At 60.5% G+C, this 23,162-nt stretch carries 21 protein-coding genes and 1 pseudogene; 18 read left to right on the forward strand and 4 right to left on the reverse strand.

Features of this window, described 5'->3' with window-relative positions; translation table 11 throughout:
- Positions 1–575 (reverse strand): hypothetical protein (locus tag NUV55_RS00005; protein WP_296669259.1); only part of this gene is annotated, 575 nt, incomplete at its 3' end.
- Between the two features lie 19 nt (positions 576–594).
- Between NUV55_RS00005 and NUV55_RS00010 the strand changes: the two genes are divergently transcribed.
- From NUV55_RS00010 to moaA, 13 genes are all read left to right on the forward strand, one after another.
- Positions 595–1,092, forward strand: coding sequence for a hypothetical protein (locus NUV55_RS00010; protein WP_296669261.1), 498 nt, complete (start codon positions 595–597; stop codon positions 1,090–1,092).
- Between the two features lie 198 nt (positions 1,093–1,290).
- Entirely contained in the window at positions 1,291–1,545 is a 255-nt protein-coding gene (locus NUV55_RS00015) for a hypothetical protein (RefSeq protein ID WP_296669262.1), read from the forward strand.
- The gene (locus NUV55_RS00020) at positions 1,529–2,116 is read left to right on the forward strand and encodes a zf-HC2 domain-containing protein (RefSeq protein ID WP_296669264.1); all 588 of its coding nucleotides are present in this window, start codon (positions 1,529–1,531) and stop codon (positions 2,114–2,116) included. The genes NUV55_RS00015 and NUV55_RS00020 overlap by 17 nt, the downstream gene beginning before the upstream one ends.
- A gap of 3 nt (positions 2,117–2,119) precedes the next feature.
- Entirely contained in the window at positions 2,120–3,907 is a 1,788-nt protein-coding gene (locus NUV55_RS00025) for a S8 family serine peptidase (RefSeq protein ID WP_296669265.1), read from the forward strand.
- A gap of 276 nt (positions 3,908–4,183) precedes the next feature.
- Positions 4,184–5,200 carry a hypothetical protein gene (locus NUV55_RS00030; protein WP_296669267.1) on the forward strand — a complete coding sequence of 339 codons (1,017 nt, stop codon included), beginning with the start codon at positions 4,184–4,186 and terminating at the stop codon, positions 5,198–5,200.
- Between the two features lie 140 nt (positions 5,201–5,340).
- Entirely contained in the window at positions 5,341–6,006 is a 666-nt protein-coding gene (locus tag NUV55_RS00035) for a hypothetical protein (protein ID WP_296669268.1), read from the forward strand.
- Positions 6,007–6,162: 156 nt separating this feature from the next.
- Positions 6,163–6,447 carry a hypothetical protein gene (locus NUV55_RS00040; RefSeq protein WP_296669270.1) on the forward strand — a complete coding sequence of 95 codons (285 nt, stop codon included), beginning with the start codon at positions 6,163–6,165 and terminating at the stop codon, positions 6,445–6,447.
- A gap of 25 nt (positions 6,448–6,472) precedes the next feature.
- Positions 6,473–7,429, forward strand: coding sequence for a hypothetical protein (locus NUV55_RS00045; protein WP_296669271.1), 957 nt, complete (start codon positions 6,473–6,475; stop codon positions 7,427–7,429).
- Between the two features lie 445 nt (positions 7,430–7,874).
- A complete protein-coding gene (locus NUV55_RS00050; RefSeq protein WP_296669273.1) occupies positions 7,875–8,336 on the forward strand; it encodes a hypothetical protein in 462 nt (153 codons plus the stop codon).
- Between the two features lie 24 nt (positions 8,337–8,360).
- Positions 8,361–8,774 (forward strand): hypothetical protein, encoded by a 414-nt coding sequence (locus tag NUV55_RS00055; protein ID WP_296669274.1) that lies wholly within the window; start codon positions 8,361–8,363, stop codon positions 8,772–8,774.
- Complete coding sequence (locus tag NUV55_RS00060) at positions 8,771–11,398, forward strand: hypothetical protein (RefSeq protein ID WP_296669276.1); 2,628 nt, start codon at positions 8,771–8,773, stop codon at positions 11,396–11,398. The genes NUV55_RS00055 and NUV55_RS00060 overlap by 4 nt, the downstream gene beginning before the upstream one ends.
- A 55-nt stretch (positions 11,399–11,453) precedes the next feature.
- A complete protein-coding gene (locus NUV55_RS00065; RefSeq protein ID WP_296669277.1) occupies positions 11,454–12,515 on the forward strand; it encodes a hypothetical protein in 1,062 nt (353 codons plus the stop codon).
- Positions 12,516–12,681: 166 nt separating this feature from the next.
- The gene (moaA, locus tag NUV55_RS00070; protein WP_296669279.1) at positions 12,682–13,719 is read left to right on the forward strand and encodes a GTP 3',8-cyclase MoaA; all 1,038 of its coding nucleotides are present in this window, start codon (positions 12,682–12,684) and stop codon (positions 13,717–13,719) included.
- A gap of 136 nt (positions 13,720–13,855) precedes the next feature.
- Here moaA and NUV55_RS00075 read toward each other — a convergent pair whose 3' ends face one another.
- The 3 genes from NUV55_RS00075 to NUV55_RS00085 all read right to left on the reverse strand — a co-directional run bounded on the left by NUV55_RS00075 (position 13,856) and on the right by NUV55_RS00085 (position 16,706).
- Positions 13,856–14,344 carry an Rsd/AlgQ family anti-sigma factor gene (locus tag NUV55_RS00075; RefSeq protein ID WP_296669281.1) on the reverse strand — a complete coding sequence of 163 codons (489 nt, stop codon included), beginning with the start codon at positions 14,342–14,344 and terminating at the stop codon, positions 13,856–13,858.
- 119 nt (positions 14,345–14,463) lie between these two features.
- Positions 14,464–15,819, reverse strand: a complete 1,356-nt coding sequence (gene ffh / locus NUV55_RS00080; RefSeq protein WP_296669282.1) for a signal recognition particle protein — start codon at positions 15,817–15,819, stop codon at positions 14,464–14,466.
- Positions 15,820–15,941: 122 nt separating this feature from the next.
- Positions 15,942–16,706, reverse strand: coding sequence for a 3',5'-cyclic-nucleotide phosphodiesterase (locus NUV55_RS00085; protein ID WP_296669284.1), 765 nt, complete (start codon positions 16,704–16,706; stop codon positions 15,942–15,944).
- Positions 16,707–16,912: 206 nt separating this feature from the next.
- On the opposite strand from NUV55_RS00085, the gene NUV55_RS00090 reads away from it, so the two are divergent.
- The 5 genes and pseudogenes from NUV55_RS00090 (at position 16,913) to NUV55_RS13720 (ending at position 23,111) form a co-directional block, all read left to right on the forward strand.
- Positions 16,913–17,728: an inner membrane protein YpjD gene (locus tag NUV55_RS00090; protein WP_296669285.1), complete on the forward strand. Its 816-nt coding sequence runs from the start codon at positions 16,913–16,915 to the stop codon at positions 17,726–17,728.
- Positions 17,729–17,819: 91 nt separating this feature from the next.
- Positions 17,820–20,465, forward strand: coding sequence for a sulfate permease (gene sulP / locus NUV55_RS00095; RefSeq protein ID WP_296669287.1), 2,646 nt, complete (start codon positions 17,820–17,822; stop codon positions 20,463–20,465).
- A 447-nt stretch (positions 20,466–20,912) separates the two neighbouring features.
- A complete protein-coding gene (locus NUV55_RS00100) occupies positions 20,913–21,152 on the forward strand; it encodes a hypothetical protein (protein WP_296669288.1) in 240 nt (79 codons plus the stop codon).
- 9 nt (positions 21,153–21,161) lie between these two features.
- Positions 21,162–22,187 (forward strand): annotated as a pseudogene (locus NUV55_RS13715) (sulfite exporter TauE/SafE family protein); the annotation flags it as partial.
- A 66-nt stretch (positions 22,188–22,253) separates the two neighbouring features.
- Positions 22,254–23,111: a universal stress protein gene (locus NUV55_RS13720; protein ID WP_367280303.1), complete on the forward strand. Its 858-nt coding sequence runs from the start codon at positions 22,254–22,256 to the stop codon at positions 23,109–23,111.
- The last annotated feature ends 51 nt before the right edge of the window (positions 23,112–23,162 follow it).

Raw genomic sequence — 23,162 nt, forward strand, 5'->3', positions numbered from 1 at the left:
GTAAACTTTGGATCTCCGCCGGCGACGGCACCTACAAGACCAACGACGGCAAGTCGCTTATTGTGAAAGGTGGCATCATCGCGGCGCAGAGCGGGAGCAGCGGCCCGCCCAGGAGCTACGTGCCATCCCGTTTCGCACTCCCCATCGATAAAGAGGGCCAGGCCGGCGTCATCGCGCCGATGAAACAGGGCCCAGGCAAACCTTTGCCCGCGGCACAGAAGCCATCCGCGTCGGGTATGGGCAGCATAGGTGGCTCCGGCATGAGTCAAATGCCGGGTGCCAGCCAAGGAATGGGTAAACCGGGTATCAATAAAGCCATCGGTAACCAAATTGGGGGCAAAATTGGCGCAGTACCCGGAAGAATTGAAATGCCCGCCCAAGGCATGGGTAGTCAGCAGGGTGGCAGAGCAAGCCCTGGTGGTTTCGGCATGCCCGGCCGGAATGGCGACAGTAACAGGCAAGGTGGTGCCAGTAGCGGTGGTATCAGCATGCCCGGTCAGGGTGGCGATAACAACAGGCGAGGCGGCAGTGGTGGCATCAGCATGCCTGGGCAGGGTGGCGATAACAGCAGGCAAGGCAGCAGCGGAAGCAGCGGTGCACCCGGTCGAAACGGGGGTGAAACCATGGAAAGCGGTGGTTCCGGAGGCTCTAGTGGCTTTGGTATCCCCGGCCGGGGTGGCGACAGCAACAGGAGAGGTGGGAGTAATCAATCGGGCGGTTTTTCTATGGGCCCACCCCAAGTTGTTACAGGCGGTACCGATAAAGGCGATAAAAAGCCGGGCGATGGAGTTCTTGGCGCACCTGTTGATAGCGGTGACAAAGATCCCAAGGGTGGAGCTACCAAACCCGGGGCTTCGGGCGGCGGCGATAACAAACCCAAACCTGAAACTACTGGCGGCGGTAAACCTGAACCCAAGGGTGAACCTACCAAACCTACTGGCGGCAATGACACCAAGCCAGAACCTAAAGATAAACCCGATAAGGAACCAGGCGGCAAACCAGACAAAAAAACGACGGGTACGCCCAATGAGAGCGGTTCGGGCAGTTCTGGTGGTGGCACACGACCCAGAGGCCGGGTTGGTGGCAGCATAGTTAACCCCGGGCGTGGTGAAAGCGGTGGCAGTAACAGCGGTGAGGATCGACGGAATATGGGCAACAACCCGGTGACCAATCCTGATGTTTCACGGGCTGGTGGCGGGCGTGCTCCCGGTGGTGGCGTAGGTCAGCTTACACAACCCGTCCCCGGTGGCACACCTGAACGTCCTTAAGTCAAACGAAATCCGGATCCAAATGGATATCGAGAAGCCTCTTGGGATCGCCGAAGGATCCTATGGGCCCTGGGGAGTCCGCTCCACCGGTATTGCCGACGAGATAGAGCCTCGACAATATTTTGGTGCGGCAAAGAAAACATCCGGTGTGGTCTGTATCGACTCTTGGGCAAAATGGCAGACCACACGGGATGACGGTTTCAAAAAGTATGAGGAGCGCATGTCCATGCCATCTGAGGCTAATGCACGGATACTGAACCATGACCGCGACGCGTAGCGAACATCCCAACGAACTCCTGCCGTGGTATGTCAACGGCACGCTCACGGGCCAGGAACAACGCGAGGTGATGAATCATCTGGAAACGTGTGAGCGCTGCCGCCAGGAAATTGCCTGGCTTCAGAAAATCAGGGCGCAGATAAAGGCAGACGAGTCCGGGGCGCCCGGCGAGTTCGGGCTCAATCGCCTCATGCGCGATATTCGCAGAGAACAAGCTGTTCCGGCACGCAAACGTTCATGGTGGCAGCCGGCGCTCGCGGCCGCGGCCGTGATCATCGTGGTTCAGGGCGCGGTGCTGATGAATCTGCTGTCGCAACCGGAACCCATCGTGCCGCTGGGCGGTCCGGCCGCGGAAGGCGTGGTGCTGCAAGTGCGCTTCCATCCGGAGGCGAGCGAGGCGCAGATACGCGCGCTGCTGCAACAGGTGCGCGGCAATATCGTCGGCGGACCCGGCGCCCTCGGTGTCTACCGCCTGCGGCTCGACGACATGGCCGGCGAGGCCGCCGTGGAGCACACGATCAACGAGCTGCGCGTGCAGCAAGAAACCATCACCCATGTGGCGCGGGAATAAGCCATGAATCGCGCCGCCATTCTTGGCGCACTGCTTGCAATAGCATCGCCGGCGCGAGCGGCCAATACCGCGATAGTGCCACTGAAGCCCTTGACCACTCTGCCGACACAGGCGCTCTCCCTCGCCAAGCCCGATCTGGCCATCACGAAACTCGCGGTGGACGGCAATTGCCGGATCGCCGTCACGGTCGTGAATCACGGGCCCGGCAAGCTGCCGGATTCCGTGTGGGCGGTGAAGACTCCCTCGAGCAGCGGCGTCTACATTACCGTCGGCGGCAAGGGCTGGGGCGGCGGCACGATCTGGTCTTTCGACTCCGCGCAAAATCTGAAGAAGGCCGGTGGCAGCGCGGCCTATGTCTCGTCCTACGTGGTTCAGGGCAGCGTCAGCGTTCAGGCCACGGTGGATCACACCGCCCAGGTCGCGGAAACCAACGAAGGCAATAACGGCGCGACCGCAACGCTCACTTGTGGTTCGGTCCCCCTGGTGCAAATCCCTACCGGCGCGATCAAGGCATTCGCTTCACCGGGATCCGCAACAGGCGGCGAAACCCCGCCGGAACCGGAATATTCCGGCGAAGAAAGTTATTACTACGACGACAGCGGCACGTCGCAAGGCCCCATGCCACCCTCGGGCGGCGGCAGTCTGCTCGGCGCGGCGCTGCCGCCGCCACCGCAGAACCTGCCGCCGGTCCCGCCGAAGGAAGCGCCGGACATCGAACCCGGTGAGCTGATCGTGGTGAGCCCCAGCATGGCCGAGGCGCAGGCGCTGGCCGCGCAACTGCAATCGTTGGGGCTTGGCGTGAAACGCCGCACGGCATTATCGAAGCTCGGGCTGGTGATCAGCGTGTTGCGCGTGCCGAAAGATGCCGCTGTCGGCACCGCGCTCGCCGGTCTGCGCGAAACCCTGCCCAAGGCCTGGGCCGATGCCAATCACCGCTATGAACTATTGGGAGATGAAACCAGGCAATACGGCACAAAACTGATCGGCTGGAGTGGCTCCGCCACCTGCGGCAAGGGTCTGCGCATCGGCCTGCTCGATTCGGCGGTGGATGCGAATCATCCCGCGCTGCGCGGGAGCGCCATCATGGCAAAAACTTTTCTCGCGGCGGGCATCCCAACCGCCGCACCGGACCACGGCACCGCCACGGCGGCGCTGCTGCTCGCCAACCCAGCCGCCACGGGCCCGGCCGGAATGTTGCCGGCGGCACAGCTCTACAGCGCGAACATTTTCCGTGACCGCGGCAGGAAACAGGTGGACACCACTGCCGAATGGATCGCGCTTGCGCTCGACTGGCTGGCCAGTCAAAACGTGAGCATCATTAATATGAGCCTGGGCGGGCCGCGCAACCTGCTGGTCGAGGCCGCGGTGCAACGGGTGCAGCAGCGCGGCATCGCCGTGGTGGCGGCCGCGGGTAACAGCGGCGAGAAAAGCCCGCCGGCCTTCCCGGCAGCGCAAGCGGGTGTGATCGCCGTGACGGCAGTGGATGCCAGCCTCGAAATATATCGTCACGCCAGCCGCGGCGACTACATCGCCTTCAGCGCGCCCGGCGTGGACATCTGGACCGCGGCGCCGGGCAAGGATGGCATTTATGTTTCCGGAACTTCTTATGCCGCTCCCTTTGTCACGGCGGCGCTGGCCAGCGCGCGGCTGGCCAACCCCAAGGCCTCATGGCCGGCGCTGCTCAAGCAGTTGCAGCAGAAATCTCGCGACTTGGGCACGCCGGGCAGGGACGCGGTTTTCGGCTGGGGACTGGTACAGTCCGGCGGCTGCATGGCTGCCAAACAACATTGAACCGGGTGTAACAGACGGACGACTTATTCGAATAATGGGAACCTCTAATAATTCAAATGTAGGGTGGGTTGAGCTACAGCGAAACCCGCCGAACAATATGATTTTGACTCGCCACATCCTTGTGGCTCGCCCTTCGGGCGCACTGTGTGCGCCCAATTTCGCTCCGGGCGAAATTGTGTTGGGTCCGCCGCTGACGCGGCTTGACCCAACCTACATGAAAAGCGATTTTTAGAGGTGCCCTAATAACTGGTTGCCAACTACTCATTGGAGGTCAACGTGAAATACACCGGACCGGCATCAAGCGCCCTGCTGATTATTGCGTGGCTCACAAGCGTCACTGCGATTGCTGCCGACACCGGCACCACGCGTAGTGTCACACCATCCACAGCCCCCGCGCGATCGGTCCCGCCACCGGCGGTGGCACCCGCAGCCGGAGCCACCGTCAATACCGGCGCCACACCCAGCGCCATGCCATCCGTAGCGGCGCCAGTCGTGACCAGCCCTGTTCCTGCATTCAAACAGGCACCACTGACAATCCCGACGATATCCGCCAAGGCTGACTATGCCATCGCATTCGGCTCGCAGCAGGAATTCGAGAACACGGCGCTCGCCTGGCGTTTTCGCATCGAGAACAAGGGCCCGGGGGATCCCGCCATCCAGAAGGGCAGCGGCCCGTACGGCATCGGCAGCAAGGTCGCCACGCTCGTCATCAGCGTTGGCTCACCCTGCCCCAACGGCACGAATAACTGGATGCAGGTCGCTTCGGCGTCCCTGCCTCCGTTGAAGCCGGGGGTTTCGACCATGTTTCCCGCCCAACCCTACCGCATGCCCGATGGCTACGCAGGCAAGGGCTGTCGCTTCAAGGCGGAGATCAAGGGCCCTACCAACGACGCCAATCTCGCGAACAATGCCATGCAGATGATCACCAAATCCGCGCTCCTGCCGGACCTTGTCATTGGCGACGCCCCATACCAGGGCGGGCCGGGCGGCGGGCTCGACGTCGTGAATGCCGGCAAGGCACCAGCGGAGCCGAGCAAGTTCCGCTTCGAGTGCACGAGCACAAAGCCGGATGTCTCCTGCGGCACGCCGCTTGAGAAATACAAATCGAATGTTGTCCTCGATGTACCGGTGCCAGCCCTGAACCCTAAGCAGAGCTTCTCGGTAAAGAAATCCACACCCGGAGGAATAGGAGGCCCGCCCGCCGGCGTCACCTGGAAGGCCTACGCCGATCACACCAACACCGTGACCGAGAGCAGCGAGGGGAACAATATCAGGATCGGTGGAAAAAAATAATCGCGCCGGATCAAGGCTGGGCCACGGAGTAAACCGGTTGCACCACAACCACCAAAGAGCATTGAACCAATCATGGGAGACAAACGACTGATCTGTACACATGCTGGTTCGCCACCAACTGCTTAACACAGGAGAATGACATGAAACTTTCCAGAATATTGTCATGCGGGTTGCTGATTGCCGCTTTGTTCGCCGGCGTCTCGGCGAACGCGGCTGAGAGCCGCAGCGCGACACCACTCAACCCCAACGCCGCACCCGGCGTGATACAACCTGGCGTGATTAAACCCGGCGCGGTTCAGGCAGTGCCGGGCGGGATGCCGGCCGCCCCGCTCAAGAACGAGATACGGCTCGGAACCGGAATGAGTAAACGCATCGTACAAATCGTGGCGCAGGTCAAATTCGACAAGCTCAACCAGCAATACACCGAGTTCTCGGGCAACGCCAAAAAGTTCGAGAGCGGTGCCGGGGTAATATCGGAAATCGCAAAAGAATGCGCCAAAAAAGCCTACAGCGTGCAGGACCAGAAGGCCGCCGGCTGCACCGGCAACGACACCCTGAATCAGTGCATGGACAAGCTGTACAAGCACTGCGTCAAGAACTTTTCTTCCAGCGGCTACAGCCTGCCTGGTGGTGGATACAACCCCGTCACCGGCCAAAAATACGGCGGCGGCGAGATTCCTGCTTTCTCGACCGCGCAATTCCTGCAATCGGCGCAGACAACCGCGGCACAGGCACGGGTATTGAGCCAGCAGCTCGGTCAGTACGCAAGCCAGGTTGAGCAGAACGCCAAGGCGCTCGTTCCCTAGGAGTCGCGGCATGCCTCGATTTGTTCCTGCTCCTTGCCGTCATCGAGAAAGATGCTCAGGCAATGTACCGAATACGTTCCGGCTACGACACAATGCCTGAGAACCGGTCGGTACTATGAATAGTTGAGCCAACTTCAATCACAAGGAGGAATACCCATGAACACGTCCCGTCGCACAATGATGAAACTGTTTTCCGGCATGGCCGCCGGTCTTGCCGTCAGCCGCAGCGTATACGCTCTTAATCCTCAACCCGAGGTTCCGTCCAAGCAAGCGCAAGACGGGCAGACAAAACCGAAGGCGCTGAACCCGCAACCGGAAGTGCCGTCCAAGTCCGGAAACTCGAGACAACAGCCACGCGCATTGAATCCGCAACCGGAAGTGCCTTCGAAATCCAAGAAGAAACAGCGGCGCGCCAGGAAAAAACCGAAGGCGCAACAATAACCAACTCGTACAGGAGGCTGGAGCGATGATTTCGAAGATATACCTGATGGCAGCGATAACCACCGCCCTCGCCTCCATGCCGGGGGCGGTGCTGGCGGCGGTTACGCATGATTTCAATCCGCCGGGGGTGAAAACAGTTTCATTCAGTTCCGGTAATTTCGGAAAGGCCGATGCCGGGAAACCAGTCAGCGTCAAGTGCACGATTGGATTCGTCGGCACCAAGAAGATCAATCACGACGGCAAAGGCGCGGACGCCTACCTGCACGCGAACAGCTGGCAGCTTCCGTTCGAGATGCGCGTCGGCGGCAAGGTCGTCCTGAGCGAAAAAATACCGGCCATCACGCCCACCGCGACCTGGAACAAGGAATACCAATGGACACCCTCCGCCACGCAGGCCGGCAAGCCGGTGTGGGCCGAATGCGTGATCGATCCGCAGAACAAGGTGTACGCCAGCGCTCAGAAGGCCTACGTCACGGTCGCCGGCGCGCCGGCGGGGCCGCTGACGCGCACTTCGACCATCGCACAGACTCACAAGGCCGGCTCAGTCCAGATGGCCAGGCCGGATTTGCTGGTGGAAAATGCCGGCGTCTCCCTGGTAAACAGCTGCCAAACGAAACAGAGCGCCCGGGTGCGGGTAAGGGTGAAGAATGCCGGCGGCAGCCCCTTTCCTGCCTCGCCCGGCAATTACGTATTGTTTGTCGACGCCGGACCAGGCCTGATGGATGCCGGCGTTGAATTGCCGGCACTCTCGTCGAACCAGTCCGTTGAAAAGGAACTCGTACTGAACGCCCTCGGCGAGCCTTCCCAGCTGGCAGGGAAGACCATTCCGCTCGAGATTCAGCTCAACAAGCTGAAATGGGTGGCCGAGGCCAATCATCTCAACAACACGCGCAAGCTGTCCGTCAGTTTCCCGGCCAACTACTGCAAGACGGCCACAAGGGCATTGCCGGGACACTTGAAGCTGCCGGGCCCGCCGCGCTGAACATCTGAAAGGTCCCATGCCATGAACCGCGGACGATCCATAACATATGCACTCTCATTGGCATGCCTCCTGGGCGGGTCGTCAATAAGCGTGTTGGCAGACACGGTCCGAAAGCTTCCGTCCCCGCCCCGGACGAGTACACCCATGGCCGCCCCGCAAGGACAGCCGAATCAGACGGCAACGATTCCCGCCTGGCGTTCAACAGCCGCAACACTGCGCTTCATTGGAATTCCCTCGCGCCAAAGCCGAAGCCCGGCGCCGGTTGCGGGTAGCATGCCCCTGCATCAGGCAACTGGCGGGACGGCGCAATCCATCCTAACCTGGCGCGTGAACAGCGGGACGCTGCGATTCATCGGAAACCCGCCGAATCAAATCGCCCCAGCCGTCCCGGGGCGGCTGTCCTCGCCGCCACAACGAATGAGGCGCTGATTAAAGGAGTGCCAACATGAAACGACTGCTACTGACTGCTCTCTTTCTCTGTCCGGCAACACTGTTCGCCGCCGCCCCGCTGGAAATCCTGGTGCCTTACCAGTTCAGCCAGTTGAGCCCGGAGGTCCAACAGGCCCGGATCAACTGCGGCGTCTACTCTACCGATAATCCTCCGACGGGCGGGTACGGTGCCATGGCTTCTGGCCTGGCAATGCTGTCGCTAATCGGAAAATCGTCGGCCAGCGGAAAGGCCACAGTGAAGATTGCAGTTCCGACGAATCAAACACCAAGATCCTATTTTTGCTCGATGGAATTTTTCAACGGTAAAACCTGGTCCATAGCCTCCACCAACTCCGGCGCGAACCAATGGGCCAAGGCCGGGCCCGGCAGTGTGTTGAGCGCCAAAGGCAAGGTGCCGCCGCGGCCAAGCCTGCCCATCCCCGGCCAGCCCACGGCCATCCCGGGGCTCAACCTTTAGCGCGCCATCGTTCAATGAAACCGCATGGGAGGAACATATGAAACCCTGGGGTCAATCAATTATTTTTTTCTGCTCTTATCCGCCATGGTAACAGCCCAGGCGCAGCAACGCGGCCTCCCCCTGTCCGCGTACTTTGACCTGACGACGGGTAACCCGCAGGATATTTCTTCCAAGGCTACGGAGGACGCTGAACAAAGCGTCGGGTGCAATATCATCGTCAACGCGACGCCTTATGCCAGCGCGAACAAGATACCACTCCCGAATTTCGTGGTCAGGATTGAAAACGAATTACAGGGGGTGAAAAAAACGCTGGCCAGCTACACCCCGATAATCCACCCAGGCCACTATCAAGGACCCAACATCCGGTGGCACAAGGTTGGGCTGAAGGGTACGGAGCAGCATGTCGTCCGCTGCGTTCTTGAGGAGATCCATCCATGACCTTCCGTTCGGTCGGCACCCTGTTTCATGGCCTGTGCCGCGCCATGGCGACAGCGTCTTGCGCGCTGCTATTCCTGTTCATCAGTCCTCCCGCGCACTCCGTTAACATTCAGTCGCTGTTCAACGATCTGTGCCAGTACCAGGTGCTTGACAGCGACACCTGCGCCGCCAAGACCCTGGTCGAGTGCCTGACTAAAACCGGCGGCAACATGAACGCAATGCTCAAATGCGCCGGGGACTACGATCCGAAGGCGAAAAAATTCATCGACATCTATTTTGCCGCCACCAAACCCGACATCGTGAAATTCATCGAGCTCGCCGGCCCCATCGTGGCGTGCCAGGCTGCGGTGCTGCCGCCCGGGCCGCCGAAAAATATTTTCTGCGGCAAACTCATGCAGCCCATCGCCAAGCTTGGTTTCAGCACGGCGGCACAACTGTATCAGGCCGTAGTGGACAAGAACTGGGCCAAGGTCGTCTATCTGGCGGGCCCGGGGCTCGGTTGCAAGGCGCTCGATCTCGTCGGCAGCATTCCCGGCAAGGATGTGCTGTGTGGGATCGTCGCCAAGGTGATCGAGGAAGGCGTCAAGCTGGCGAAGGACGCGGTCAACACCGGCAAAGATGTGCTGGAGGGCGGGCTCGAGGCCGGCGCCGATGCGGTCAACGCCGTCGGCAACGCCCTTGGACTCGGCGGCGGGTCGGGCGCAAAAAAGATTTCCCAGGAAGATTACTACCGCTACGAGATCAAATACTGGATGCACCACCGGGTCCTGCGACGGGTGATGGTCAACCAGCAGAACCTGGGTCTCGACACAAACCAGATGAAAAAGTGCCTAGCCTATTATCCGCCCATTGCCTACGGGAAAGCCTGCACGAACCTCAGCAATCGATTGCATAACGAAGCCGCGGCCGTCGCCAGCGTGGTGGCCACGGCGCCGGCCGCTCATTTCGGTGAGCGGCTCAAGCAGCTGGTGGCCGATCTCGCGGCCGAGGAATACTGGGGCGGGATTGACGCTTACCAGAATTTCATCACCGGCCTGCCGCCGCAAAACTGGAGCCCGGACAATTTTTCGAAGGGAACCAAGACAGCTTTCTCTGTCCTTTTCGGCAATTGCAAGAAGGAAATGATGGACAAGTTCCCGGTGCCCCTTTACACCGGCGAGACCGGCGCGTTCGCGCCACGCAGCTTCTGGGACTGGGCCTGTTACCAGTCCACCGGCAAGATGTTCGCGGCGGCGCTGGTCAAGGAGAAGCAGCGGATCAACAAGTATGTCGTTCCCAAAATGAAATCCGCCGGCTGCCAACCGACCCAGCCGGCGGGAGCGTCACTGTACTTCAAGTGTGCGAACTTCGCGTCGTATGACGCGTGCCAGGGAAGCTTCAATGGTTACCGTTACAAACATTGCGGCGTGGACAAGGCAGTGGCGGAACAGGGGCTGGCGAAGAAAGTTGCGAAGATCCTGGGCAGCAAACGCTGCACCTACGCCGGGAACACCGGCCTGGGTCTCTCGCCCACCGTGCGTTGCACGCGACCCTACAAGCAGGAGGCCTGCCTGTCGATCGTCGCCCAGCACAAAAGCGCAAGCGGTGGCGCCACCGGCTCGCACGTGAAATGCGACCTGAAAGAGGACGATGCCTTCCTCAACGGACTCAAGAAGGCCAAGGCGATCGTGAAAATCCTGAACGGCGTCACCACGATGCCCGTCACCAACATCGAAACCGGCGAAAAGAAAGATGTCCCGATCGCGTTCACACCCGGCTGCGGGACAACCTGGGACCCACTTGCCATCGTATGCAAACAGCCGAAGGCGTTGAAAATTCTCAAGGAGAAACTGCCGGATTGCGCCAAGGACCCCAACAAGGACGGGGCCGACGCGCCCTGCTACGACGGTCCGGTTTCGATCAAGTCTGCGATGCAGGATAAGGCCGTTGCTGGCACCAAACCGGTATTTCCTGCCGGCGGTCTGCCGCCATCCACCGGAAGACTCAATCCGGGAATTCAGCGTGGCACGCTTCCGCAGGCGGCCGCGCCCGCCAGAGGTGGATTCGTGCCAGCAGCACCGACACCATCGCCCATGACGCGCGCGACACAGACGGATTCGGCTCAGCGGATTGCTACGGCACGCGTGCCTCAAGGCCTCCCGGACATTACCAGCGCTGTTTCACTGACTGTAGGATCCACGCCGGCAAAATGGGGCGCGGCGGTTACAGTTGATGCCAGGCAAACGCATAGCGTTAACATGAACAACAGCGGGCTGTGCGAATTTGAGTTCCGACATACGGCACGCAATATCGGTACTGGTGGAAGCGCAACGTTCAGCCACATTTGGCAGAACAGCGCCGTACCCGGGAGCTGGGGCCGCACGTGGGTGCCGTTGGCCGCGGGAACGGCCAACACCCAGACTGATCTGGTCGCCCTCAAGTCGGGGCAAAATATCCTGTCTCTTGCGCTCGACAATCTCAATCAAGTGAAAGAATCGAGCGAAAGCAACAACCGTTTCCGTATTATCGTGAATCTCACCGGGAATTGCGGCGGCATCGGCACCCGACGTTTGCCTTCCTCAACCACGCCACCGGCATCGACCGAACAAGCCCCACGCGGCCGTCTTGGTCTGCCGGTGCGCTGAGTATGAATGCCTGCATCCATGATACCCGTAATGTGAACCAACAAAGGAGAAGAATATGTCTGACATGAACAGCAAAACGCGATTAATGCGCATGAACAACATGACTGCCGCATCAATGCTGCTGATTCTTGCAGCCGGTAAAGGCGCACTTCCAGCCGCCATGGCCGCGGATACCGGCACGACACGCAGCAGCTCATCAGCGACGGCGCCTGCCCGCCAGTCCGCGAGACTTCCGGCGCCACCCGTCACGGGCACTGCGCCAACTCAAAGCCCGACCGCTCCGTCTGTTGTCCCGGCTGCCCCGGCCACGCGGGTTCCGGCAATACCAAAAGCCCAGGCCGGCGGGCCCGCCCCCATCCTTATCCTTAAAACCGGGCCGATGATTCTGCCCAAACCCGATTACGCCATCGGGCTCGACTGGCAACAGGAATATGAGAATACGGCGATGGCATGGCGCTTCCGCATCGAAAACCGGGGCATGGCCACGCCCAACTCGCAGTCGAGTGGCAATCCGTTTTACCCGCAGACAAGCGCGTCGCTCGCGATCAGCGTCGCACTGCCCTGCCCCGGCACGGGCAACTGGAAAAAACTTGCCTCCATCCCGTTGCCATCCTTGAAAGCGGGAGAATCCGTCATTTCGACGCCCTACCGCATGCCTGACAGCACGGCAGGCAAGGGCTGTCGTTTCCGTGCCGCAATCGAAGGCCCCGCGAACGACGCCAATTCCACGAACAATGTCATGCACATGTTCAGCAAAACGGTCTCGCTGCCCGATCTTGCCGTGGGGTCGGCGCCCTACATGGGCGGGCCGGGCGGCGGACTCCAGGTAAAAAACATCGGAAAGGCCCCGGCGGGTCCGAGCCAGTTTCACTTTTCGTGCTTTTCTTCGATCTCGGATGTTTCCTGCGGCAAGCTTCATGCAAAATACTTGCCGAAGCTCGACCTTGATGTACCGGTACCCGCCCTGAATCCGGGTCAAGGCTTCACGGTCATGGAGTCGACACCGGGAGGGGCAAAGGGGCCACCGGCGGGCGTTTCCTGGAACGGACAGGCCGATTATAAAAAAGAGGTCGTCGAAAGCAGCGAGAACAATAACATCAAGTTTGGCCGGAAATAATACTGTCCTGATGCGACAACAGGGTGCATGCGCATAGCGCATGCACCAGACACGTGCGTCTCCAGATCAGTGAAGGCAAGGAAAGCTTCGACTGAATACCGGTTGCCTGATCGAATATTTATTCTGTGGTATACGGAATCCTTTTGCGGTCTTATAGTATCGCCTCATGGGACATAAACTGATAGACGCATTCAACCGGGAAATCGAATATGTGCGCCTGTCGGTGACGGATCGTTGCGACCTGCGCTGCACCTATTGCCTGCCGCCGGACCATCACGATTTCATCGAGCCCGAAGATTGGCTCACGTTCGATGAAATCGAACGCGTGATACGCGCCTTCACCGAGCTCGGTGTTTATCGTGTGCGTCTCACCGGCGGCGAACCGCTGACACGGCATCACCTGCCTGACCTGGCGGCGCGCCTGAGCGCGCTCCCGCATCTCGAAGATTTGTCACTGAGCACCAATGGCGTGCAGCTGCGCAAACAGGCCGGCGCGCTACGCAAGGCCGGCGTGAAGCGCATCAACGTCAGCCTCGACTCCCTGCAAGCCGCGCGCTTCGCCGCCATCACCGGCGGCGGCAAGCTGAACAAAGTGCTGGACGGACTTGCTGCCGCCAACGAAGCTGGGCTGCATCCGGTCAAGATCAACATGGTGGTGATGAATGGCGTCAACGACGATGAAATCGAAGACATGGTGCGGTACTGCATCGATCGCGATTTCACGCTGCGTTTGATCGAGACCATGCCCATGGGCGATACCGGGCGCTCGGCGAGCAGCCATTATCTCGATCTGGAGGTGGTGCGGAGTCGTCTGGAGGAACGATTCGATCTGGTTCCGGCCGTGATGCCGGGCGGTCGCTCCCGGCATCCTGCCTCCCGCGACACTGGTACATCCATGTACGGCGGTGGGCCCGCGCGCTATGTGCAAGTCGCCGGGACCAGTCTTCGCATCGGCTTCATCACGCCGATCTCGCGTCACTTCTGTGAAAGCTGTAACCGCGTGCGCCTGTCTGCCGACGGCGCGCTTTATTTATGCCTCGGTCAAGACGATAAGGTCGAGCTAAGACCGTTACTGCGGGAAGGAATCAGCGATGACGGGCTGAAGGAAGCGATTCGCGCCGCCATCGCGCGCAAACCGGAAAAACACGAGTTCCGTGAACAACCTCAGAAAATAGTCCGGTTCATGTCCCGGACTGGGGGCTGATGCGATTAGATAAAATAGACAGGATTAACAGGATTTCTCAGGATTAACAGGATTAAGGATTTAAGAAATTAAAGAATCCTGTTAATCGTGCTTTTTAATCCTGTGAATCCTGTCTAATTTTTTTGGAAGTACTTATTTAGTGGAGCTGCCGGATGAGCTTGTCTTCGAGCTCGATACGGGCCGCGAGTTTCTCTCCGAGCTGGGAAAGATCGTCGCTGAATGACGCGGCGATCTCGCAGTGGTCCCCACAATCGTACTTGTCGTTGAAATCCAGCGCGGATCCGGTGGATTCGGCGATACGCGGATAGAGATTTTCGGCCAAATCAGAAATCTGCTGGCGGCGCTCAGTCCCGTTGACAATGCGCTCGTAAAGACTGAAATGACCAGCGGCGATGTAATCGACCAGTACCTGGCAGAATTTCTGAAGCATCTCCTGCGTGTTTTTTGCGCGAGCATTCTTGCCGTTACCATTACCGTAAGGCTCCAGGCCCGCCAGCTGGCAGTACAAGGAAAGCATTTCGGTACGTTCCGTAACGAGCTTCTGCACGATCTCCTGGCTCCCGGTACGACGCTCCTTGTCCTTGTTGCCCGGTGGTGTCGTCTCTCTCTTGTGCTCCGTTGTCATGATCATCCCGCCTTCCGTTTGTTCTGACTGGGTAGAGGAACTATACGCCCTGAAAATGCTTTTGTTAACAGCACTAATACCAACAATAACCGATGATTACGTGAATATGAAAACAAATTTCAACCGGGCATTCCCGGCAGACGCCCCTTGACATCACGCAGCATCTTCTGCAGTCCGCCCTTGCCCATGCGCTTCATCACCTTCTGCATCTGATCGAATTGCTTCAGCAGGCGGTTGACGTCCTGCACCTGCGTTCCTGAACCGGCAGCGATGCGCCGCTTGCGCGATCCGCGGATGGCGTCCGGGTGATTGCGCTCCTGAGGCGTCATGGAATTAATGATAGCCACCAGACGGCTGACCTGCCGGTCGCCGAGTTGTGATTTGGCTGCTTCACTGACTTCTCCGGCGCCCGGCAGCTTTTCCATGAGACTGGCCAAACCACCCATTTTTTCCATCTGCATCAACTGATCGCGGAAATCCTCAAGATCGAAGCCCTTGCCCTTGGAAAGTTTTTGGGCAAATTCCTGGGCCTTCTCCTTGTCGGCGGCCAGGCTCGCCTGCTCCACCAGACCCAACACGTCGCCCATGCCGAGGATGCGCGCGGCCACTCGGTCCGGATAAAACGCCTCCAGTGCGGCGGGTTTTTCGCCCACGCCCATGAACTTGATCGGCTTGCCGGTGACCTGACGAATCGAAAGTGCCGCGCCGCCACGGGCATCGCCATCGGTCTTGGTCAGGATCACGCCCGTGAGCGGCAGTACCTCGTTGAACGCCTTGGCGGTGTTGACGGCATCCTGTCCGGTCATGCTGTCCACCACAAACAATGTCTCGACCGGTTCTAGCGCCGCGTGAATGGCACGGATCTCCTGCATCATCGGCCCATCCACGTGCAGGCGGCCGGCGCTATCGACAATCAGCACGTCCATCACGCGTTTGCGCGCCTCATCCACTGCCTGACGTGCGATATCCACCGGTTTCTGGTCTGGACGGCTCGGGAAAAATTCCGCGCCCACGGCAGCGGCCAGTTTCTGCAATTGTTCGATCGCCGCCGGGCGATAAACGTCGGCGCTCACTACCATGACGGATTTGGCTTCACGCTCACGCAGGAAGCGCGCGAGCTTGGCAACGGTTGTGGTTTTGCCGGAGCCTTGGAGCCCTGCCACCAGGATCACCACGGGTGGGCGTGCCGCCAAATTGAGCTTTTCGTTCGCCGCGCCCATGAGCGCAACCAGCTCGTCGTACACGACCTTGATCAGCGCCTGCCCTGGCGTCAGGCTCGCGAGCACTTCATGGCCGGTTGCCTTGACGCGTACGTGTTCAATGAAATCCTTCACCACCGCCAAGGCCACGTCGGCCTCGAGCAGTGCCATGCGCACTTCACGCAGGGCCTCACGCGTGTTTTCCTCGGTAAGCCGGCCCTGTCCGCGCAGGCGCTTGAGGGTGACTTGCAGTCGTTGGCTTAAGTTGTCAAACATAAGAATTAAATATCACCGCAAAGGCGCAAAGAGCGCAAAGTAAAAACATATATAAAGGGTTTCGAATTTTAATGGAATTTCGCTTTTCTTTGCGTCCTTTGCGTCTTTGCGGTGAGAAATATTTATAGCTCAAATACTTCGCCGAGCATGAGACGCTTGGGGGTATTGTGCGGGATATGCCGCGAGATTTCCTGCATGATCTCGTCCTCGTGTCCCGGCATCAGGTGCGTAATATAAACCTTGGCGGTGGATTTCAGTTTTTTGAGTTCGCCCGCGAGCATCGAAGGGCACAGGTGTTTTGAAATTCGGCTCAACTCCTCATCTTTATCCATAAAACTGGCCTCGATGATTACATGCCGAAGATCTTCCGTTGCATTGAGTACTTTCCAGAATTCATCCGTAATGGTGGTGTCACCGCTGAATGCGAGACTTCCTTTCGCGCCACGTGCAAGATATCCCACAGCGGGAACGACGTGATTGACCGTGATGCTGCGCAACGTCCGCCCATTCAATACGATCTCAACGCCTGATGGCATTGCATGATATGTCATGAATGGTGACTCCGGGCTCGGTATACGGCTGAAGTCGGGCCAGAGCTGGTCGTTAAAAAGATGCCGGCGCAATGTCTCCAGTGTCGCCTCCTGGGCATGCACCTTGACCGGCCGTTCACGGTCCGCTCCCACGGTGTCCAGCAGGAACGGCAGCATGGTCACATGATCGAGATGTGAGTGAGTCAGAAACACGTGATCGATGGCGCGCAGCTCATCCAGCGTGAGGTCCCCGACACCGGTGCCGGCATCGATCAGGATGTCCTGATCCACCAGCAGGGACGTCGTGCGTGCCTGCGCGCCGATGCCGCCGCTGGCGCCTAAAATCCGGATTTTCATCGGTACGGAATTTTAGTGTTCACCGCGGAGGGCACCGAGCACGCAGAGAGAAACAAAACTAAATCTCCCAAAACTCTGCGATCTCTGCGTACTCTGCGGTAAAAACTCATAAAGATATTGGAATTACGACGGTCCATCGGTTGAAATCATTTTAAGTATGCCGCCCTTCAAAGGCAGGACAACCTGTGCCATCATGCGCGCACATTATGACCAATCCCGTTATGAATTTCTTCGCCTTGGCGCTGTATTTCATCGTCGGCGGACTGCTGGGCCAGCGCTTGATGCGCGGACAAGTCGTCACGGGAGGCGTCAAAATCGGTATTTTCAGTCTCGGCCTCGGCGCAGTGGTGCTGCACGCGGCACTGCTCTACACCAGCTTGTGGACACCGTCCGGACTCAATCTGGCCCTGACACCCGCGTTCTCGCTCGTTGCCTGGGTCGTGGCCACCATGTATCTCTCCAGCTCGCTCATTCGTCCGGTGGACAATCTCGGCGTCTTGATCATGCCGATCACCGGTCTCACGCTGTTGGCTGAATGGCTCTGGCCCGGCCAGATGTCCCTGGCCCTTACATCCAGCGTGTCCGCAGCACATATTATCGTGTCGGTCCTGGCCTATAGCCTGATGTGCCTGGCGGCGGTGCAGAGCTTGATGTTGCTCATGCAGGAACGCCACTTGCGGGCCCGGCATCCGGGCGGATTCATCCGTGCCCTGCCGCCGGTGCAGACCATGGAAAGCGTGATGTTCCAGATGATTGGCTTCGGCTTCATTCTGCTCACACTCACGCTGATCAGCGGTGTATTCTTCTCCGAGGCAATTTTCGGCCAGCCACTCAAATTCACGCATCACATGGTGCTGGCGGTACTCGCGTGGATCGTTTACGCCATCCTGCTCATCGGCCGCTGGCGCCTGGGCTGGCGCGGACGCCCGGCGATCCACTGGACGCTCGGCGGGTTTGCGCTGCTCCTGCTTGCCTACTTCGGCAGCAAATTCGTGCTGGAAGTGCTGCTGCACCGCGGCTGAACACTGGCGAGGTCTGCAAGAAGCCGCTAAAATCGCGGCGTTCCGCAAATCCTGAAAGACGCTAATCAGCGCCGCTTCCACCGGGCCTTTCATGCAGCAGACTGTGACGACCGCGCCGTACTGCAACCCCTTCTGGGTCAAGATTTTCCCGTTCCTGCGCTGGTGGCCGATGGTCACACGCGCGACCGTCAAGACCGATTTCATCGCCGGCCTGACCGGCGCCGTCGTGGTCCTGCCGCAGGGCGTCGCCTTCGCCATGATCGCCGGGCTGCCGCCGGTCTACGGCCTGTACACCGCCATGGTCCCGGCCATCATTGCCGGCCTGTTCGGCTCCTCGCGCCATCTCATTTCCGGCCCCACCACCGCGATCTCGATCGTGGTGTTCGCGGCGGTTTCAAAATTCGCCGAGCCCGGCAGCGCCAAGTTTATCCAGCTGGCGCTGACGCTCACCTTTCTCGCCGGGGTGTATCAGCTGGTGCTCGGCCTGGCGCGCATGGGCGCGCTGGTCAACTTCATCTCGCACTCGGTGGTGGTCGGCTTCACCGCCGGCGCGGCGGTGCTGATCGCCACCAGCCAGCTCAAGCACTATTTCGGCATGCACATCCCCTCGGGGGAGTCGTTTCTGCACACCTGGCGCGACCTGATCGCGCAGCTGCCCGAAACCAACCTGTACGTGACCGGCATCGCGACCCTGACCCTGGCCACCCTGATCGTGCTCATGTGGTTCAAGCCGCGCTGGCCGGTGATGCTGATCGGCATGGTGCTCGGCAGCCTGGCCGCGGCCTTCGCCGGCGGCGAGAGCGAGGGCATCAAGCTGGTCGGCAAGCTGCCGTCGGAACTGCCGCCGCTCAGCATGCCGGACCTGCATCTGGCCGCGCTCAAGCAGCTCGGCAGCGCCGCGCTCGCCGTGGCCATGCTCGGTCTGGTGGAGGCGGTGTCGATCGCGCGTTCGGTGGCCTCGAAATCCGGCCAGCGCATCAATGGCAACCAGGAGTTCATCGGGCAGGGCCTGGCCAACGCCGTCGGCAGCTTTTTCTCGAGCTACGCCTCTTCCGGCTCCTTCACCCGCAGCGGCCTGAATTACACCGCCGGCGCGGTCACCCCGCTGTCGGCGGTCTTCGCCGCGATATCGCTGGCGCTGATCGTGCTGCTGGTCGCGCCCCTGGCCGCGCACCTGCCGATCGCCGCCATGGCGGCCGTGCTGGTGGTGGTGGCTTACCGGCTGATCGACTTCCATCACATCAAGACCATCATCTCGACCAGCAAGCGCGAGACCGCGGTGCTGGCGACCACGTTCTTCGCCACCCTGTTCGTCGAACTCGAGTTCGCGATCTACGTCGGCGTAATGCTGTCGCTGATCATCTACCTGATGCGCACCGCGCAACCGAGGGTCGCCGTCACGGTACCGGACCCGAATACCCAGCACCGCAATTTCGTCAGCGACGCGAAGCTCCCGGAGTGCCCGCAGCTCAAGGTCGTCCGTATCGACGGCTCGATCTATTTTGGCGCCGTCGACCATATCGGCGAGCGGATGCACAGCTTCGCCGAGGCCAACCCCGCGCAGAAGCACCTGCTGGTGGTCGGCACCGGCGTCAACTTCATCGACCTGGCCGGCGCCGAACTGCTGGCGGCAGAGTCGCGCCGGCGGCGCGGACAGGGTGGCGATTTGTACCTTGCCAAGATCAAGCCCGAAGCCTGTGAAACACTGCGGCGCGGCGGCTTCCGCGACCTGATCGGCGCTGACAACATCTTCCCCGGCAAAGCCAGCGCCATTGCCAATATCTTTCAGCGCCTCGACCACGCGATCTGTGCGCGCTGCGACAAGCGCATTTTTGGCGAATGCGCGCAGGTTCGCCCGATAGCGCCCGGCACCGAGGCACCCGCGGCCCCGGAATTCGGCACCCTGCCGCGTGTCGAACGCCTGCTCGTGGCGAGCGATGATTCCGAGTACAGCGCCGGCGCTATCCACGAGGCCCTGCGCATCGCCAGGAAGAGCGGCGCCCGGGTGCGAGTGATCCACCTGATCCCACGCGCCGATAGCGAGCTGACCACGGGTATCGGGGAGATTCCGGAACCGCTCCTGGCGCGGGCGCGCACGCATCTCGACGATGTCGAACGCGAGGCGACAGCCGCCGGCGTCGCTTGCGACACTGAAGTCATTTACACGAGCCTGCGTCTGTATCAGGAGATCGTCAATCAGGCCGACCAGATGAAGGCCGATCTCATCGTCATGGGTCGGCGCGGGCGACGCGGGCTGGCGCGCGTACGTCTCGGCCAGGCGACCGCCAAGGTGATCGGCCATGCACACTGCGCTGTGCTGGTCATGCCGCGCAACACCGAGATCACCGGACAGCGCCTGGTGCTCGCCACGGACGGTTCAGTCTATGCCGATGCCGCCACTTCCATGGCCGGCAGTCTCGCCAAGATATTCGCGGCACCGGTGTCGACATTGTCGGTGACGCTACCGAGCCAGTCGGACCGGCGCCACGAAGAAGCCCGTGTCGCGGCCAATCGCGCCGCCGCGTTCCTCAGGAGCCACGAGCTCGATGCGGAAGCGGTGGTGTACCACGGCCGTCCCGACGAGGTCATCGTCGAAACCGCGATTGCGAAAAAGGCTGACCTGATCGTGATCGGCAGCCATGGTCGCACCGGTCTCGATCGCGTCATGCTTGGCAGCGTCTCCGAACGCGTGATCGACGCCGCCTCGACCGCGGTGCTGGTCGCCAAGCTTTCCTGACGGCTGTTGCGTTCCGAGACGAGCCGGCCCGGTGCGCCGCCTGTACCGCACTTCTGGGAACAGCATGGACGCGCCGCACCAGCGAAGGAGCCGAACCGGATCCTGGAACCGCAAAGCCCACGGCACAGGCCGGCACTCCCGCCAAACAAGCCCCCATTAGAACAAGTCCGCACATCGATCCCGGCTTATCAAACCGGGCGCAACCGCTTAATATATGGCGTACCGGCACTGGTCGTTTAGGTGACGATGCTGGTCAGGCATTGGCGCATGGGCTGGCGCAGGTGCCCGGACATTCATTGGACCCACGTCGGATTTTTTCTGCTTTTGCTGGCATACTTCGGTGGCAAAGTTAGCGCTGGAAACACTGCTCAAACGTGACTGATGCAGCACGGGCAACCGGATGACAATAATCAAGGAATAACTTGCCGCACGAAATAAGGGGCTGACATGACTGATCCGACTTCGCACAGCGGCGGCAAGATGATAACGCGCGTCGCGGTCTACGGGTTCATATCGCTGGCGTTATATTTTGTGTTGTACTTTTTCGAGGACCCCATCCTCGCCTACACCTCGCAGGGCGGCTGGTACTTCATCGCCCCTGTCGTGATCGCCTTCGTGTTTTCCTATTTCCACGGATCCTTTACCTCCCACTTCTGGGACACCCTTGGCATCAAGGCCAAGAAATAAGGAAGCGGCGTGGATCTGGCAACGGCAACCAATTTCATTCCGCTCAACGCGCTCGACGTAACCTATCTTCTAGTCGTCGGTTTCATCGGCGGCCTGGTCAGCGGTTTCATCGGATCCGGCGGCGCCTTCGTGCTCACGCCGGCCATGATGAGCATGGGCGTGCCCGGCATCGTCGCGGTGGCCTCCAACATGTGCCACAAGTTCCCCAAGGCCCTGGTCGGCGCCATCAAGCGCGCCAAGTACGGTCAGGTGGACGTGAAGCTCGGGCTCGTGGTCGGCACCTCGGCCGAGGCCGGGGTGCTCTATGGAGCGCACATCCAGCAAATGATTCATGACAGCTTCGGCGATGCCGGTTCGAACCTGTATGTCAGCCTCGCCTTCGTCGTCTCTCTTGGCGTCATAGGCAGCTACGTGCTGTGGGACGCATTGAAAATGCGCCGCGACACCGGCGACGAACCGGAAAAGGTCGCGCGTCTCGCCCGCTGGGTCCAGTCGATCCATATCCCTGGCACGATGGTTTACTTCAAGAGCCTCAATGCCCGCGTCTCGGTCCTGTTTACCATCCCGCTTGGATTCGCCACCGGCATGCTCGCGGCGACCATCGCCGTAGGCGGCTTTATAGGTGTCCCGGCCATGCACTACGTGCTCGGGGCGCCCGCGCTCATGGCCTCCGCCACCGAACTGGTAACCGCCTTCGTCATGGGCGTAGGCGGCACGATGAAGTTTTCCTGGAGCGGGCTGGTGGATATACGCCTCGCCATGATCATTCTTGCCGGGTCCCTGTTCGGCATCCAGCTCGGCGCGATCGGCACCACCTATGTCAAGCCGCACATGATCAAGATGGTCATGGGCGTGATCATGATACTGGTGCTGGTCTCGCGCGCGATCGCCATCCCCGTCTATCTTTCCGAGCTGGAGCTCATCGAGCCGCTGGCGCCCCATCTGCCCGGCGCCCTGAGCAACATCAGTTTCGTGGTGCTGATTGGCGCGCTGGCGGCCGGCGCGGCGATCGTATTCGCGGCGCTGTGGAGCGGCATCAGCGCCTCACGCCGTGAGGCGGCACTGGCCACCGCAGCGGACGTGGCATTCGCGCCGGACACGGTGGCAGCTCCGGCCAGCCCGCAACTGTCACCGGTCGGCCGCTTCGAGCGATTCCTGCTTGCCTCCGACGGCTCGGAGTACAGCGACGGCGCCGTGCGCGAAGCCCTGCGCATGGCGAGCAAGTGCGGCGCCCGCGTGCGCGCGGTCAACGTGGTCGCCGGCGGCGACGCCGAACTTTACGCCATGGGTGAACAGCTGATCACCAAGGAGCTGAATTCCGCCCGCGCTTGCCTCGACGATGTGCACCTGCTGGCATCGTCCGCCGGCGTGGCCTATGAGAGCGAGGCCACCCAGGGCAACCAGGTTTACCAGGAAATCGTCAGTCAGGCGGAAAAAATGCAGGCCGATCTTATTATCATGGGCCGGCGTGGGCGCCACGGATTGGCGCGGCTGATGGTCGGTCCAACGACCGTGCGTGTCATCGGCCACGCGCGATGCAATGTGCTTGTTGTCCCGCGTCTTGCGAAAATCTCCGGACAGCACTTCGTCGTGGCTTCCGACGGTTCACGCTTCGGCGACACCGCCGCGCACACGGCGGCGCGGCTCGCAAAACTGTACGACTCACAGGTCACCGTGGTCTCGGTCACCCGGCCGGAACACAGCGAAGAGCGGCGTCACGAAGCACGCCAGATCGTGAACCGGCTCATTTCCTTCCTGAAGCAGGAAGGAGTCAAGGTGGAAGGCGTCGTCCCGCACGGCCGGCCCGACGAAATGATCGTCAAGACCGCGAACGAAAAAAACGCGGATTTGATCATTATCGGCAGTCGTGGACGCACGGGCCTGGAGCGGGTTCTGCTGGGCAACACATCGGAGCGCGTCATCGACCAAACCCAGTGCGCCGTGCTTGTCGTCAAGTAGGCACAGGGCCAAGTGAGCCGGTACCACCGCCTGCCAGCATGTCGACGGACC

The sequence above is a fragment of the Sulfuricaulis sp. genome (genome assembly GCF_024653915.1).
In the GTDB taxonomy this organism is placed as follows: domain Bacteria; phylum Pseudomonadota; class Gammaproteobacteria; order Acidiferrobacterales; family Sulfurifustaceae; genus Sulfuricaulis.